At 72.6% G+C, this 14,771-nt stretch carries 12 protein-coding genes; 7 read left to right on the top strand and 5 right to left on the bottom strand.

From position 1 onward, the window contains the following. Positions 1-431 precede the first annotated feature (431 nt). Both ADL05_RS18165 and ADL05_RS18160 read right to left on the bottom strand, forming a co-directional pair. Positions 432-764 carry a hypothetical protein gene (locus ADL05_RS18165; protein ID WP_053618173.1) on the bottom strand — a complete coding sequence of 111 codons (333 nt, stop codon included), beginning with the start codon at positions 762-764 and terminating at the stop codon, positions 432-434. 109 nt (positions 765-873) lie between these two features. Next, positions 874-2,796 carry a molybdopterin-dependent oxidoreductase gene (locus ADL05_RS18160; RefSeq protein WP_053618172.1) on the bottom strand — a complete coding sequence of 641 codons (1,923 nt, stop codon included), beginning with the start codon at positions 2,794-2,796 and terminating at the stop codon, positions 874-876. Positions 2,797-2,944: 148 nt separating this feature from the next. Between ADL05_RS18160 and sigK the strand changes: the two genes are divergently transcribed. The 5 genes from sigK (at position 2,945) to ADL05_RS18135 (ending at position 7,366) form a co-directional block, all read left to right on the top strand. Next, positions 2,945-3,550 (top strand): ECF RNA polymerase sigma factor SigK, encoded by a 606-nt coding sequence (gene sigK / locus ADL05_RS18155; RefSeq protein WP_053618171.1) that lies wholly within the window; start codon positions 2,945-2,947, stop codon positions 3,548-3,550. Next, positions 3,547-4,290 (top strand): anti-sigma factor domain-containing protein, encoded by a 744-nt coding sequence (locus tag ADL05_RS18150; RefSeq protein WP_053618170.1) that lies wholly within the window; start codon positions 3,547-3,549, stop codon positions 4,288-4,290. Before sigK ends, ADL05_RS18150 begins: the two co-directional genes overlap by 4 nt. A 197-nt stretch (positions 4,291-4,487) precedes the next feature. Beyond that, positions 4,488-6,134, top strand: coding sequence for an AMP-binding protein (locus ADL05_RS18145; protein WP_053618169.1), 1,647 nt, complete (start codon positions 4,488-4,490; stop codon positions 6,132-6,134). A gap of 301 nt (positions 6,135-6,435) precedes the next feature. After that, positions 6,436-6,921: a MarR family winged helix-turn-helix transcriptional regulator gene (locus ADL05_RS18140; RefSeq protein WP_053618168.1), complete on the top strand. Its 486-nt coding sequence runs from the start codon at positions 6,436-6,438 to the stop codon at positions 6,919-6,921. Positions 6,922-7,132: 211 nt separating this feature from the next. Next, positions 7,133-7,366, top strand: a complete 234-nt coding sequence (locus ADL05_RS18135) for a hypothetical protein (protein WP_053618167.1) — start codon at positions 7,133-7,135, stop codon at positions 7,364-7,366. An 18-nt stretch (positions 7,367-7,384) separates the two neighbouring features. Here ADL05_RS18135 and ADL05_RS18130 read toward each other — a convergent pair whose 3' ends face one another. Beyond that, the gene (locus ADL05_RS18130; RefSeq protein WP_053618166.1) at positions 7,385-8,638 is read right to left on the bottom strand and encodes a PHB depolymerase family esterase; all 1,254 of its coding nucleotides are present in this window, start codon (positions 8,636-8,638) and stop codon (positions 7,385-7,387) included. Between the two features lie 240 nt (positions 8,639-8,878). On the opposite strand from ADL05_RS18130, the gene ADL05_RS18125 reads away from it, so the two are divergent. Both ADL05_RS18125 and ADL05_RS18120 read left to right on the top strand, forming a co-directional pair. After that, entirely contained in the window at positions 8,879-9,712 is an 834-nt protein-coding gene (locus ADL05_RS18125) for a 3-hydroxybutyrate dehydrogenase (protein ID WP_053618165.1), read from the top strand. Next, complete coding sequence (locus ADL05_RS18120; RefSeq protein WP_053618164.1) at positions 9,697-11,850, top strand: GAF domain-containing protein; 2,154 nt, start codon at positions 9,697-9,699, stop codon at positions 11,848-11,850. Before ADL05_RS18125 ends, ADL05_RS18120 begins: the two co-directional genes overlap by 16 nt. Here ADL05_RS18120 and ADL05_RS18115 read toward each other — a convergent pair. Both ADL05_RS18115 and ADL05_RS18110 read right to left on the bottom strand, forming a co-directional pair. Then, the gene (locus ADL05_RS18115; protein ID WP_053618163.1) at positions 11,776-12,783 is read right to left on the bottom strand and encodes an alpha/beta hydrolase; all 1,008 of its coding nucleotides are present in this window, start codon (positions 12,781-12,783) and stop codon (positions 11,776-11,778) included. The genes ADL05_RS18120 and ADL05_RS18115 overlap by 75 nt on opposite strands. Positions 12,784-13,106: 323 nt before the next feature. Next, the gene (locus tag ADL05_RS18110) at positions 13,107-13,841 is read right to left on the bottom strand and encodes a response regulator transcription factor (protein ID WP_053618162.1); all 735 of its coding nucleotides are present in this window, start codon (positions 13,839-13,841) and stop codon (positions 13,107-13,109) included. Positions 13,842-14,771: the final 930 nt, after the last annotated feature.

Below are 14,771 nucleotides of genomic sequence, written 5' to 3'. Positions count from 1 at the left end.
TGTGGACGCTTCGTTGTGTCTTTACTTTATCAGGTGTTCCGTGCCCCGCCAAATCGGCGGTTTCGGAGCAATTGATCGGGGTAAAGCCCGTTCCGCTTCCTCGACCGGGCGAATTCGCCCGGCTTTCGAAGCAACTCCCCGAGCCTACCGGAGCCGAGGCACTGCTCGAACCCGTTGGGCTTCAGGAAGGGGTGCCGCCTGATCCGGTCCGGTTCCGAGCCGACCCCTGAGGGCCGCTCGCCGTCCCGTGGCGACTCGGAGAACACTACCCCCAGGGAGACCCTCCGGCAAACCACAACGCCTGTGCCACGGGTCACTTCGCCTCCGTTCCCGAGCCGCGGCACCGGTGTCGCGGGGCCGCGGCTCGGGCGCGTCCGTTCGCCGGGGGTGACGAGGGGGAGCGCGTTCGGGGGACATTCAGAGGAGGGAGATCAGTTCTCGTCGTCTTCCATCATCTCGTCGTCCTCCATCATCTCCTCGTCTTCCATGTCCTCCTCGTCCATGGAGTCGTCCTCCATGTCGTCGTCCATGGATCCCTCCTCCTCCATGCCCTCGTCCTCCATGGAGTCCTCTTCCATTCCCTCGTCCTCCATGGAGTCCTCCTCCATGCCCTCTTCGCCCTCGTCCTCCTCCATCTCCTCGGTCTCCACCGACGGGTCGTCCGAGGCGGCGTCGTTGCAGGCGGCGAGCGCGAAGACCGCGGTGAGGGAGATGGCTCCGGCGGCGAGGAGTCGGCGCAGCGTGTTCGTGCTGGGTGCGTTCATCGTTCGGCCCTCTGTTTCGTGTGTGGTGTGGGTGTCGCGTGCTGTGCCGGCCATGGCGCGGCCGACTGCTCCCGCGCTCGTGGCACGGGAAGTCCGGTGTGGTGGGGTCCTACGCCACGGTGACCTGAACCGTGTGTTGGCCGGTGGCTCCGTCCGGCGCGGGAGGGGCGTGATCGTCGGTCTGGGCGTCGCCGTCGCGGTCGGTGGCCCGGACCGAGATCTCATGGTCGCCCGGCTCGGCGTCCCACTCGTAGACCCACTGGCGCCAGGTGTCGGTCGTGGCCTCCTCGGCGAGTTCGGCCTCGCGCCACTCTCCGCCGTCGACGCTGACCTCGACCCGGTCGATGCCGGTGGTCTGGGCCCAGGCCACTCCGGCGATGGGCACGGTGCCGCCGGCGACCGAGGCGTTGTCCCGCGGAGTCTCGATGCGGGACTGGGTCTTGATCGGCCCGCGTGCCGACCAGCCCCGGGGGACCCAGTAGGCGTCGAAGGCGTCGAACGTGGTCAGCTCGATCTCCACGAGCCACTTGCACGCCGAGACGTAGCCGTAGAGGCCCGGCACGACCATGCGCACCGGGAATCCGTGGTCGTAGGGGAGCGGTTCGCCGTTCATGCCGAGGGCGAGCATCGCGTCGCGCCCGTCCATGACGTCCTCGACGGGCGTGCCGATGGTCATGCCGTCGGAGGAGCGCGACACGAGCTGGTCGGCGGAGCCTCCTCGCGATGGAGGGACGACGCCCACCTCTTCCAGCAGGGTCGCCAGCGGAACGCCGATCCACCGTGCGTTGCCGATCAGGTCGCCGCCGACCGGGTTCGAGACACACGCGATGGTGATGTCCCGTTCCACCAGGTCCGACCGGTTGAGCAGCTCGTGGTAGTCGTAGGTCCGGTCCTCGACCCCGTTCCCGCGGATCCGCAGGGACCAGGTCGAGGCGTCCAGCCGGGGAACGGAGAGCGCGGTGTCGATGCGGTAGAAGTCCTCGTTCGGGGTGAAGAACGAGGAGAGCCCGTCGAGTTCGAGGTCGGCGCCGTCCGGCACGGGCGCGGCGGGATCGGAGGGCCGGGGCAGTCGGATGTCGCCCACGCCGGTCCGCGTGCCCGGGCCCGAGGCCGCGAGGAGCCGGGCGGCCGTGCCGGCGCCCGCCGAGAGCGCTGCCGCCGATCCCGCGAGCAGGACGAAGCGGCGCCGGTCGAACCCGGGGGAGTCGCGCTCGGCCTCTTCCGAATCACGGGCCTCGTCGGCGTCTTCGGGCCCCGCGTCAGTGCCACGGTCCCCAGCACCGCCATCGGCACTGCCGACACCGACCTCCGCGGCACCACCAGCCTTCGCGGGACCACTGGTCCCGCCCTCACTGGTCTCCGTGGCACCACCAGTACTGTCGGAGTCATCTGCACCACCAGTCCCCACAGGACCACCGGCCGCAGGCCCTCCGGCGTCCGTGGCACCAGCGGGACCGACGGAACCATCGGCACCACCAGGCTCTGCGCCAGCGCTGGCGTCAGCCCCTCCGGTCTCCGCTCCATCACCGGCTCCCACGTCGGCGCCGGTGCCCGCTCGCTCCCACCGGCCCTCCCCGGGCTCGGGTCCCGCGGCGGTGTTCAGCAGCAGGGTCAGGAGCAGGTAGCAGGCGCCGATGCCCACCAGGGTCGGCACGGTGTCCAGCACCCCGGCGCCCGGCCGGGTGAGGACGGCGGCCAGGCCCACCACCGCGAAGGCGGCGATGCCGACCGCGCCGATCCAGCGGCGCCGTCCGGCGGCGGCCCCCAGGAGGGCGGCGGCCATCACCATGATCGCGCCCATGCCGACGAACAGGGCGATCTTGTCGGCGGTCCCGAAGGTGTCCACCGCGAACTGCTTGACCGGCAACGGCGTCAGATCGACCGTCGCGTCGCCGACGGCCAGCAGCGGGGTGACGTCGTACCGGCCCATGACGACGGCGACGACCTCGGCCACGGCCACCGCGGCTCCGGCGGCGACGAGGCCCGCGACCGCGGCCGGTACCCGGGCTGTTGTACGGGTGGTGTCGAACATGCCCTGGGTTCGGGGCCGATGATGGGAGGGAGACCGCCATCCATGTCACGAACGGATAAACGTCTGTGGGGGTGCCCGTCGCCCCGCGGCGGTCGGCGCCGAATGGACGGTGACGGCAGAGGGAGAGGGTCGGTGAGCAGTGGATCGGTTGAGAGGCGTCAGAGCCACCGCGGACGGCGGGGCCGAACGCGGGACCGCGCCCCCGGAGGACGGCCTGGCCGCTCCTCTGCGGCAGGCGGCGGTCGGTGACCTGGCGGCGTTCGAGCGCGTCTACCGGGAGCTGTCCGGGCCCGTGTTCGGCGTGGTGCGGCGGGTCCTGCTCGACGTGGCGCAGGCGGAGGAGGTGACCCAGGAGGTGTTCCTGGAGGTGTGGCGCCAGTGTGCGCGCTTCGACGCCGAACGGGGGAGCGTGCGCTCGTGGGTCCTGGTGATCGCGCACCGCAGGGCGGTCGACCGGGTCCGATCGGAGGAGGCCGCGGCCGCGCGCGTCTCGGCCGCGAGTCGCCTCGAACCGGAGCGGACCCCGGCCGACGGGGTCTCGGAGCAGGTGGAGCACCGGCTGGAGCGGGAGAAGGTGCGCCGCTGTCTGCGGCGGCTGACCGAGTTGCAGCGCGACGCCGTGCGCCTGACCTACTACACGGGCTACACCCAGCGTGAGGCCGCCGACCTGCTCGACGTCCCGCTGACCACGGTGAAGGGCCGTCTGCGCGACGGTCTGATCCGGTTGCGCGACTGCCTGGGGGTGAGCGTATGAGCGAGAACTGCGCGCACGGGCTGATCGCCGGGTACGCCGTGGACGGCCTGGATCCGGACGAGGCCGTGGCCACCGAGCGGCACCTCGACGAGTGCGAGGACTGCCGACGCGACCTCGTGGAGTTCCGGGAGACTCTCGTGCGGCTGGCGTACGCGGAGTCGGACCGGCCCTCGGAGGCGGTGTGGACGCGGGTGCGGGCCGCCGCGGAGCGGACGCGTCAGGAGGCGCCGCTGGTGGAGGCCCCCGAACCGGACGGCACGGTCATCGACCTGTCGTCCGCGACCCGGTGGCGCCGTCGGCTGCCCTGGCTGCTGACGGCCGCGTGCGCCCTGGTCGCCGTCGTCCTGGGGGCGGGCCTGGTGTCGATGGAACGCAGCATGGACGACATGCGGCAGGAGTCGTCGCAGATCGAGGCGCTGCTGGCGGCTCCGGACACGAGCGTCCACGAGGGTCCGCTGGGCGAGGGCGCGCGTGCGACGGCCTACACGTCCTACGAGATGGACGCGCTGATGTTCGTCGTGGAGGGGCTCCCGCACGCGCCGGAGGGCATGGCCTACCAGATGTGGTACGTCGATCCGGACGACGACATGCGCTCGGCCGGGATGCTCACCCCCACGGAGGAGGGCCTGCACTCCGGGATGTCGAAGGACATGGGGTCCCCGGTGCAGGTGGGCGTCTCGTTGGAGCCGGAGGGCGGTATGCCCGAGCCGAGCGGGCAGCCGATGAAGTTCGACCTGTGAGCCGATGGGGGCGGCGTCCCGCCCCCATCGGTGAACTCACCGGGGTGACAACGACGCGGGAATGACGGCGCACACACCGGGGAAGACAGGGGGTGCGGCCGTCTCCTACGGTCGCAGTACTCCGCGGAGCGACCAGGCGAGGGCTCCGCGACACGGCGCGGAGCGCTTCGCCTGTCCCCGTCCTCCCCGGAGACATCATGGCGCCAGACCTCGGCCGTCCGTCGACCCCCGCCCGCCTGCGCCGCACCCTCGGGACCGTGCGCGTCCTGGTCAGGGCCGGGGTCCTCAGCGCCGGTCGGCCCGACCGGATCCTGCGGCAGCTGCGTGCCCTGCGGACCTGGGGCGCGACCGTGGCGGGCGGCTACGCGGCCGCGAACGAACGCGTTCCGGACCAGGTGTCGGTCATCGACGACCACGGGCCGACGACCTTCCGTGAGATGAACCTGCGCGCCCGGATGCTGGCCGTGGAGCTGGACCGGGCCGGGGTGCGGCCGGGCGCGAGCGTGGGCGTGCTGTGCCGCAACCACGGCGCGTTCGTGCAGACGATGGCGGCGTGCGGGCGCCTGGGCGCGGACTGCGTCCTGCTGAACACGGGCATGGCCCCCGCCCAGGTGGCGGCCGCGGCGGCCGAACACGATCTGGCCGCCCTGGTGGCCGACGCCGAGTTCGAGGACCTGTACGAGGACGTGGCCGCGCCGATCCCGCGGTTCACGGCCTGGGGCGAGGCCTCCGTTCCGGGACCGCGGGTGCCGTGGCGGGCCCGGGAGATCGCCGACACGGAGCCGGAACCGGCGCCACCGGAGCGTCCGGGGCGGCTGATCGTGCTGACGTCGGGCACCACGGGCACGCCCAAGGGCGCGCGCCGCCCCACGCCCAGGGGTCCGCAGGACGCGGCGTCGGTGCTGTCCCGGATCCCGTTGCGGTCCTCGGACCGGATCCTGGTCGCGGCGCCGGTCTTCCACACCTGGGGCCTGGCCGGGGTGCAGTTGGGCATGTCGATGCGGGCGACGCTGGTCATGCGCCGCCAGTTCGACCCGGAGGACGTGCTGCGGGCGGTGGCCGAGCACCGGTGCACGGCGGTGTTCGCGGTGCCGGTGATGCTGCGCCGGATCATGGACCTGCCACCGCGGGTGCGGGCCGCCTACGACACGTCGTCGCTGCGGGTGGTGGCGTGCAGCGGTTCGGCGATGAGCCCGAAGCTCATCACGGAGTTCATGGACGAGTTCGGGGACGTGCTCTACAACCTGTACGGCTCGACGGAGGTGTCGTGGGCGACCATCGCGACCCCGGAGGAGATGCGGCGGTCGCCGACCACGGCGGGCCGCCCGCCGCTGGGAACGCACCTGGCGGTGCTGGACTCGGACGGGGTGGAGGTGCCGCCGGGGACGGAGGGGTCGATCCACGTCGGCAACGAGATGCTCTTCGAGGGGTACACGAACGGCGGGACCAGGGACGTCGCGCACGGCCTGATGGCGACCGGCGACCGCGGCCACGTGGACGGCGAGGGGCTGTTGCACGTGGCCGGGCGGGACGACGACATGATCATCTCGGGCGGGGAGAACGTGTTCCCGCGGCCGGTGGAGGAGCTGATCGTGGCCCTGCCGTCGGTGCGCGAGGTGGTGGTGACGGGGGTGCCGGACGAGGAGTTCGGGCACCGGTTCGCGGCGTTCGTGGTGCCCTACGAGGGGATGGAGGTCGATCCGAACGAGATCCGGCTCATCGTCCGCCAGGAGTTGGGGCGCTTCTCGGTGCCGCGTGACGTGGTGCTGCTGGACGAGCTTCCGCGCAACGCGACCGGCAAGGTGGTGAAGCGGCGGCTGCCGACGGACGCGTCACCGCGATAGGAGGCGATCGGGCGGCGGCATCGGTGTGGGCCGTGGATCAGGTGTGTCCGGTGGGACCGAGATTCCTGGTGTGCGGGATGGATCAGGTGTGTCAGGCGCAACGGCGTGTCAGACAGGACCGATGTGGCTGGTGTATCTGGTGTGCCTCATGTGCCCGGCGTGGCCGAGGTGCCTGGTGTGTCCCGACCGGATCGAAGTGCCTGGTGCGTGCGGGGTCCGGTGGGAGCGATTACGGGGTTTCCTCGCACCCGAGGCAATTGTGGTCTTTGACATCGACCACTCGGTTACTACGATGTGCCCGATGTCCGAGCAAGCTCCCAACCCCGGCGGAGACTTCCCTCTCCCACCCGTCGACGAGCAGATGTGCTTCGCGCTCTACGCCGCGTCGCGTGCCGTCACGAACCTCTATCGTCCGCTCCTGGAACGGATGAACCTCACCTATCCCCAGTATCTGGTGATGATGCTCCTCTGGGAGCGGCGGGACTGCCCGGTCAAGGACATCGGCGCGGTCCTCCAGCTCGACTACGGCACGCTCACGCCTCTGCTCAAGCGGCTGGAGACCAGGGGCCTGGTCAACCGGGACCGCGATCCCGGGGACGAGCGCTCGGTCCGGGTCACCCTGACCGAGGAGGGCGTCCGGCTGCGGGCCCTCGCGGAGGGCGTCCCCGAGGCGGTGGGCGAGGTCATCGCGCTGCCCGCGGACGAGTTCGAGGCCACCCGGCTGTCCCTGCGCCGCCTCACCGAGAACGTGCTCGCCGGTGAGGCCCGCCTGCCCGGCCAGGACTGAGACCCCGTCGCGGCGACCGCCACCGGGGGTGGGCGGCGGACGCGATGGCGGCGGAGACGGGCGCCACGGGGGTCGTGCCCGTCCTCACCGCGTGTGGGCGGACCTGTCCGCCCGCACGCGCTCGCGCACCGGGCCGGGCGGCCGACGAGGCCGTCCGGACCGGTGCGTCGAATGCCCCGTCCGGCGGCGGGACATGCCCTAGGTTGGGGGCATGACGATCTGGGCGTCGGACAACCGCAGCGGGCAGGTGCGCGAGGCTCTCACCATGCTGCTGTCGCAGGGCGTGATCGACGATTTCCGTATCCGCCCGGACGAGGAGTTCCCGTTCCACGTCCAGGTGCCGGCCGGGCTCGTCCCGATGACCGAGCACCAGGCGGCGCACTTCGCCCTGGGGGCGACGGTCGCCCACTTCGGACGGCTGGCCCGCGGCGGGAACGGCATCTGACACCCGCCGCGGACGCCGTCAGCAGGCACCGGGCGTGTGCTCCCAGTAGCCGGGAGAGGTCTCGGTCAGCGCGGTGGTGACGAAGACGTTCCACAGGCCGAGGGGGTCGTCGGACCCGACCGCGTAGGTGAGGCCGGAGCGCTGGACCGCCCGGTCGCCGCGGACGTGGTCGTAGTTGCTCGCCTTCACGCACTCACCGGGCTCCGGGTCCCCGGTCGGACCCGGCGTGGGGTCGGGGTCCCCGGTGGGGTCCGGGTCGCCGGTCGGACCGGGGTCGGTGACCTCGCCGAGCCCCCAGAAGTCGACGGTGTACCCGGTGGAGCAGACGGTGTCCAGGAAGTAGGCACCGGCCGTGCCACAGCCCTGCCCGGGGTCCACAGGCGTCCCGTGCCCCATGCCGGAGACCCGGAAGTGGGCGACGGCCGCCGTGGCCGCCGTTCCGCCGTGGTAGTCGGCGGTGGTGCCGCCGGGCAGCTGCTCGGTGGCGTCGGGAGAGCCGTCCAGCCCGTGCGCGTTCGTCCACTGGCTCACGCTCGCGGCGCCGTTGGCCGGGGCGACCGTGGTGTCGGCGGTGCCGTGCCACACGGCCACGCGCGGCAGGGGCCCGCTCCACCCGGGGTTCTTGGCCCGCACGGCGTCGCCCCACTGCTCCGGCGACTGCGTCTTACCCGGGTTCATACAGGTGAAGGCGTCGACCATGCCGTCGGCGCAGCCGACCGGGATGCCCGCCACGATGGCGCCGCCGGCGAAGAGGTCGGGGTAGGCGGCGAGGAGTTCTCCCGCCATGGCGCCGCCCGCGGAGAGACCGGACACGTGGACGCGGTCGGCGTCGAGCCCTTCGGCGGCCACGGCGTGCTCCACCATGGAGCGCACGGACCGGGCCTCGCCGGAGTCGCGGGCCACGTCACCCGGCTGGAACCAGTTGAAGCAGGCGTTGGCGTTGTTGGCCGACCGCTGCTCGGCGTAGACGAGTGCGAATCCGTGGCTGTCGGCGTAGCCGGCCCAGCCGGAGTTCGCGTGGTAGGCGGACGCGTTCTGCGTGCAGCCGTGCAGGAGGACGACGAGCGGCGCGCCGTCGGGCAGCCCGTCGGGGACGTAGGAGTACATGCCGAGGTCGCCGGGGTTGGTACCGAACGAGGTGACGGGGGTGAGCGCGGCGGCCGATGCCCGTGGGGCGGCGGCGAGCAGGACGGCCGCGACCGTGGCGACGACGGCGGCCAGGGCGGTGAGGACGACGGCGAGCCGTCGCGGGGTCGGAGTCGGGGGGTGCAAGGGAGCCTCCGGGGGTGGGTCCGAACAGGGCGTGGGGGAGCTTCGGACGAACTCCGTGGCCCGGAGACTAGTTCTCGTGTGACGTGGGCGACATGTCAGTGAGACCCTGGTCACTCACGCGTCGGGCGTGGGATCTCCACAGCCGCGCCCGGGCACATGGGCCTCGTCCACATGAGTCGCCGGTGCCGTGTGTCGGCCCGGCCTATCCACGCTCTGCGCACGCCCGCCTAGTTTTCAGGCATGACGACGCACGAGTACCCGCCGGGCGCGCCTGGCCGGATCCCCCCGCTGCCCGCCGCCTCCCCCTCGGTCGCCCAGCGCACCGCCCGGGTCGACCTGACGGGACGGACCGCCCTGGTCACCGGGGCGGCGCGCGGGATCGGCCGGGCGTGCGCGCTGCGCCTGGCCGCGGCGGGGGCCGACGTCCGGCTGGCCGACCTCGACGGACCCGGGCTGCGCGCGCTGGCCGACCAGGGCGTCGGCGAGCCCCTGGAGATCGACCTGTCCGACCTCGACGCCGCCGAGGAGGCCGGACGCGGCGCCGACATCGTGGTCAACAACGCGGGTGTGCAGACGGTCGCCCCCGTCCAGGACTTCCCGCCCGAGCGCTTCTCCCTCATCCTCCGGCTGATGGTCGAGGCGCCGTTCCGCGTGGTCCGCGGTGCCCTGCCGCACATGTACGAGCGCGGGTGGGGGCGCGTCGTCAACCTCTCCTCCGTGCACGGGCTGCGGGCGTCGCCGTTCAAGTCGGCCTACGTGACCGCCAAGCACGGGCTGGAGGGCTTCTCGAAGGTGGTCGCGCTGGAGGGCGCCGAGCACGGGGTCACGTCCAACTGTGTGAACCCGGGCTATGTGCGCACCGCCCTGGTGGAGCGGCAGATCGCCGACCAGGCGCGGGCGCACGGCGTCCCCGAGGACGAGGTGCTGGCCGAGGTCCTGTTGGCCCGCACCCCCATGAAGCGGTTGATCGAGCCGGAGGAGGTCGCCGAGCTGGTGGTCTACCTTTGCAGTGCCGACGCGTCGTTCGTCAACGGTGCGTCGCTGGCCGTCGACGGAGGATGGAGCGCGAGCTGAACACGACCCCCGCCCCGCAGGGCGATCCGGAGGACCAGGCGTTCTTCCTCGACCTGCTGCTGCGTGACGCGCCACCGGTGGAGTACGAGCGCCCGGTGCTGCGGGCGCGCGCGGAGGGCGCCGACCCCGACGTGGTGGCGGCCCTGGAGAACGCGAAGCTGACCGCCCTGCGGGTGCGGTCGGTGCTGCGCGACCGCCAGCGCCGGGAGTCGGAGCTGAGCGCGCTGTTCGAGACCGCCAACGACCTGGCGGGCATGCGCAGCCTGGACCGGGTGCTCCAGGCGATCGTGGAGCGGGCGCGGCACCTGCTCAACTGCGACGTCTCCTATCTGACGCTGAGCGACCCGGAGGCGGGCGGCACCTACATGCGGGTGACGTCGGGTTCGGTGTCGGCGTCCTTCCAGCGGCTGCGCCTGGCGTCGGGCAAGGGGCTGGGCGGTCTGGTCGCGACGACGGCGCTGCCCTACGTGACGGCGAACTACTTCGCCGACCCCCGGTTCGAGCACACCGAGAACATCGACCACGCCGTCCGCGAGGAGGGCCTAGTCGCCATCCTGGGCGTGCCGCTGAAGATGAACGGCCGCGACGTGGGCGTGCTGTTCGCCGCCAACCGCAGCGAGCGCCCCTTCGCCCACTCGGAGGTGGCGCTGCTGTCGTCGCTGGCCACGCACGCGGCCATCGCGATCGACAGCGCGAACCTCATCGACGACACCCGCAGGGCCCTGGACGAGCTGCACACCGTGAACGAGCGGCTGCAACGGCACACGGCGTCGGTGGAGCGGTCGGCGGCGGCGCACGACCGGCTGGCCGACCTGGTGCTGCGCGGCGGTGGCGTGCGCGAGGTGGCGGCGGCGATCGCGGAGGTGCTCGGCGGTTCCGTGCTGATCCACGACCAGACCTCCGACGTGTCGGTGAGCGCCACCCCCGAGGGCACGGTCGTGGAGGACCGCCACCACGGCGGGGCGGGCCCGCTGCCGGAGGAGGAGCTGGCCGAGGCGGTGCGCACCGCGCTGTCCAGCGGACGGGCGGTCCGCGCGGGACGGTCGGGGCAGGCGGGACAGGCGGGGCCGTCCGGGCACGCGGGACGGTCGGCGCAGGCGGGACAACAGGCGCAGGCGGGACAGCAGGCGCACGCGGGGGGACCAGAGCACTCGGGGCGGCCGGAACCCGTGGGGGAGTCGGCGCACGCGGGGCCGCCGGAGCAGGTGGGGGAGGCGTGGGTGGCGTCGGCGACGGCGGGCAGCGAATCGCTGGGCACCCTGGTCCTGCACGGCGCGGTGCTGGACGAGACCGACCAGCGGGTCCTGGAGCGGGCCGCGATGGTGACGGCCCTGCTGCTGCTCATCCGCCGGTCGGTGAGCGAGACCGAGCACCGGGTGCGCGGCGACCTGCTCAACGAGCTGTTGGAGGTCCCCGCGCGCGATCCGGAGTCGCTGCGCCAGCGCGCCGCGCCCCTGCACGCCGACCTGGACGCGCCCTACGTGCTGGTGGTGGCGGAGGCGCCCGGCGCGGACCCGGCGCGCCTGCGCTCGGCGGCCACGCACGTGGCCGAGACGACGGGCGGGCTGGCCGGGCACCGGTCGGGGCGCCTGGTGCTGGCGCTGCCGGGTGAGGATCCCGCCGAGGCGGGGCGCCGGGTGGTCGGCGAGCTGTCGGCGGCGGCCAACGGGCCGGTGACCGCCGGATTGGCGGGGCCCACGGACGGCCCTGGGTCGTTCCTGTCGGCGTTCGCGGAGGCGTCGCGCTGTCTGCAGACCCTGCGGGCGCTGGGCCGTGACGGCGATGTCGCCACCACCGACGACCTGGGGTTCCCGGGTCTGCTGCTGAGCCAGGACCGGGACGTGCCGGGGTTCGTGTCGGCGACGCTGGGGCCGCTGCTGGAGTACGACGCCAAGCGGGGCACGCTGCTCGTGGAGACGCTGGGGGCCTACTTCGCGGCCGGGGGCAACCTGTCGCGCGCCAAGGACGACCTGCACATCCACGTGAACACGGTGGCGCAGCGCCTGGAGCGGATCGGGCAGCTCATCGGGGCGGACTGGCAGCGCCCCGACCGCGCGCTGGAGCTACAGCTCGCGCTGCACCTGCACGGTCTGCTCGGCCAGGGCGTGGACCTGCTCGGCGAGCAGGGCGGCGGTTGAGGAGAACAGCGGGCTGTAGTGGTTGTCGTCGGGCAGTTCCACGGTGACGAGGTCGTCGGGGAGCCCGGCGAGGCGTTCGGGGGAGTAGAGGCCGGGTGACTCGTCCATGAGCCCGCGCGCCGTCCACAGCAGGCGTGCGGGGCAGGGCAGGCGGTGCACGGCGCCGAGGGCGTCGGGGTCGGCGAGGACCTGGGCGCCGTCCACCCGGACGGCCTCCTCGTGGCAGGCCGAGCGGGTCTTCGGCGGCGTGCCGACGAGGTCGCGCAGGACGTAGTGGTCCACCCAGGTGTTCCAGCGGCCGGTGAAGGCGGGGTGGCGCCGCCAGAAGGCGCGGTAGTCGTCGGGCCCCTCGAAGGTCATCCGCAGGCGTGCCATGGCCGGGCCGAGGACGGCGTCGATGTCGGTTCCCGGTGGCACGGGGAGTCCGTGGCCGCCGTCGACCAGGAGGAGTCCGGCGACGCGGTCGGGGTGGCGGACGGCGGCCAGGCAGGCGATGAACGCCCCCATGGAGTGGCCGACCAGCACCGTGCGCTCGATGCCGGCCGCGTCCAGGACGGCGACGAGGTCGTCGACGTGTCCGCCCAGCCCGTAGGGGCCGGGGAGGGGTGAGCGGCCCCGGGCGCGCAGGTCGGGGGCGATGAGCGGCGGACCGCCGCGGGCGGCGAGTTCGGCGGCGAGCCGGGCGAAGGCGTGGCCGTTGGCGGTGATGCCGTGGACGGCGAGCACGGGGAGGAGGGGGAGGAGGGGGAGAGCGGGGGGCGGCGACGGACGGTCCGCGGGTCCGTCCCACCGGGTGACGGCGAGGTCGCCCCCGCGGACGGGAACGGTGTACTCGTCGCCGTCGCGCCAGGCCGTGGTGGACGGGGTGGCCTTGGTGGACGGGGTGGGCGTGGTGGACGGGGTGGACGGCGTGGACGGGGTGGGCGTGGTCATCGCTGGACCGCCTTCCGGTTCCCGAGGGTGTCGGACGCGTGCGGGGAGGGCGGGTGCGGGGCCGCCCGTGTGGAGTCGGTCCGATGGTAGGAGCCGGACGCGGCCACAGATATCCCCCGGGCGCACAGGGTGGGACCGGCGAAGGTGGGAGGAGTCCACGTGGTGGGTTCGCGGGGCGGGCCGGTGGCCTGGCGGGCTCCGGGTGCGCGCCGGGTCGGGGCCTGGCGCACGGGCTCGGTACCCCGGCCGTCCGAGCGCGGTCGGCGGTCTCCCGATGGCCTGGCGGGCTCGGCCCGGTGGTCGACTTGGCGAGCGGGCCCCGGTCAGTTCTTGACGTACTCCGCCCGGACCGCGTAGATGGCGGCCTCGGTGCGCGAGTGCACCTGGAGCTTCTCCAGGATGTTGCGCACGTGGTTCTTCACGGTGTTCTCGGTGATGAACAGGCGCTCGCCGATCTCCCGGTTGTTCAGCGACCGGGCGAGCAGCTTGAGCACCTCGGTCTCCCGCGGGGTGAGCTCGGGCATGGCCGGGCGGCTGGGCGGTGAGCTCTCCTGCTTGGCCAGCTCGGCGAACTCGCCGATGAGCTTGGTGGCCATGGCCGAGTTGATGAAGGACTGCCCCTCGGCGATGGTGCGCACCGCCCGGGGGACCTCGGTCACCGAGATCTCCTTGAGCAGGTAGCCGGTCGCACCCGCCTTGAGGGCGTCGAAGAGGTCCGACTCCTCGTCGCTCATCGTCAGCATGACGAACTTGGCGTGCGGCACCGCCTCGCGGATGCGCGGGCAGGCGTCGATCCCGCTGGAGTGCGGCATCATCACGTCCATGAGGACGACGTCGGGCCGCAGCTCGGTGGCCAGACGGACGGCTTCCTCCCCGTCCCCGGCCTCGCTGACGACGCTGATGCCCTCCTCGTCGTCCAGGACGGATACCAGCCCACGCCGGAAGAGGGCGTGGTCGTCCACCACCAGGACGCGGATCGGTCGGGCCTGTGCGATGTCGGTGGGTACCGGGGCGTCCGTGGCTGGGAAGGGGACAGGACTCGGGGGGTGCGGGCTCACGGCGGTTGCCTTCCTCGCGTGTCACAGCCGGGGGCGGACTCCACGGACCCGGTCTCGGCCGGGCGTCGAACGGTGCGGGGCGCACCGCCTTGGGGTGGTTCTTTCCACTTTAGGGGCGCTTCTCGCCATCAGTGGAGGGAACGCTTCAACTGACCCGGCGGTACCCATCTCAGGGCGACAGAAAACGGGACCAATTACACTTTCACCCCGAGTTGGGGATGAGGTCCGACACGGCTGGTCGTGCCAAATGCGCAAGAAATTAATCCACTTATGTCGTGACCGAAACCCGGTAACCGCAGGCCATCGCGCACTTCCGGGCGACATCGTGCCTTGCCGGAGAACGGGTCTCGCACACCGTCATCTCGGGCGTGTTCGGGGCGCCGCACAATCCCCGCAGACGCCTTCGCTGAGCGGGGATGCGGAAATGACCAGGCATGACGTCCGATCCCTTTTCGCGGGGTGGGGCGAATGTATCGATCCAGGAGTGTCCGCCCCGGGCCACGACGCCCGGGGCGGACGGGAACGAGCGGGGACGGCCTGTCAGGTCCCCACGGTCGGGCGGTCATGCTCAGACGCCCTTCGCCAGGGGTCCTGCTCCAGTGGTCATTGGCGCTGCATCCATCTGCGCGCGCTCCTCGTGCGTCAGTTCGTCGTCGCCCTCGATGTGGTCGAGTATTTCGGCGACGACGCGGCCGACGGGGGTCTCGATGACCTCTCGACGGGTCGGGGGAGGACTATCAGGGGGTGGGGTCGCCGCCTTCGAGGGTGGCCCGGATGCTGCCGCGTCCAAGGGACCTGACCTGCAACTCGATGAACGCGCGGAATCGGAAGCGCTCGGGTGACTGCCTGCCTGGGAAGGCCCGCACGAGGCGGCGGCACCTGGGCAATGCCGGGCCGGTACCGATCATCAGGCATCGTCCCATTCTGGCA

The organism is Nocardiopsis sp. NRRL B-16309, from assembly GCF_001279585.1.
Lineage (GTDB): Bacteria > Actinomycetota > Actinomycetes > Streptosporangiales > Streptosporangiaceae > Nocardiopsis.
This window is presented reverse-complemented; position numbering and strand designations above follow the sequence as displayed.

Coding starts and splice junctions, on each gene's coding strand:
- ADL05_RS18165 (WP_053618173.1), bottom strand. CDS start 764: ATGAACGCACCCAGCACGAACACGCTGCGCCGACTCCTCGCCGCCGGA.
- ADL05_RS18160 (WP_053618172.1), bottom strand. CDS start 2,796: ATGTTCGACACCACCCGTACAACAGCCCGGGTACCGGCCGCGGTCGCG.
- ADL05_RS18150 (WP_053618170.1), top strand. CDS start 3,547: ATGAGCGAGAACTGCGCGCACGGGCTGATCGCCGGGTACGCCGTGGAC.
- ADL05_RS18145 (WP_053618169.1), top strand. CDS start 4,488: ATGGCGCCAGACCTCGGCCGTCCGTCGACCCCCGCCCGCCTGCGCCGC.
- ADL05_RS18140 (WP_053618168.1), top strand. CDS start 6,436: ATGTCCGAGCAAGCTCCCAACCCCGGCGGAGACTTCCCTCTCCCACCC.
- ADL05_RS18135 (WP_053618167.1), top strand. CDS start 7,133: ATGACGATCTGGGCGTCGGACAACCGCAGCGGGCAGGTGCGCGAGGCT.
- ADL05_RS18125 (WP_053618165.1), top strand. CDS start 8,879: ATGACGACGCACGAGTACCCGCCGGGCGCGCCTGGCCGGATCCCCCCG.
- ADL05_RS18120 (WP_053618164.1), top strand. CDS start 9,697: ATGGAGCGCGAGCTGAACACGACCCCCGCCCCGCAGGGCGATCCGGAG.
- ADL05_RS18115 (WP_053618163.1), bottom strand. CDS start 12,783: ATGACCACGCCCACCCCGTCCACGCCGTCCACCCCGTCCACCACGCCC.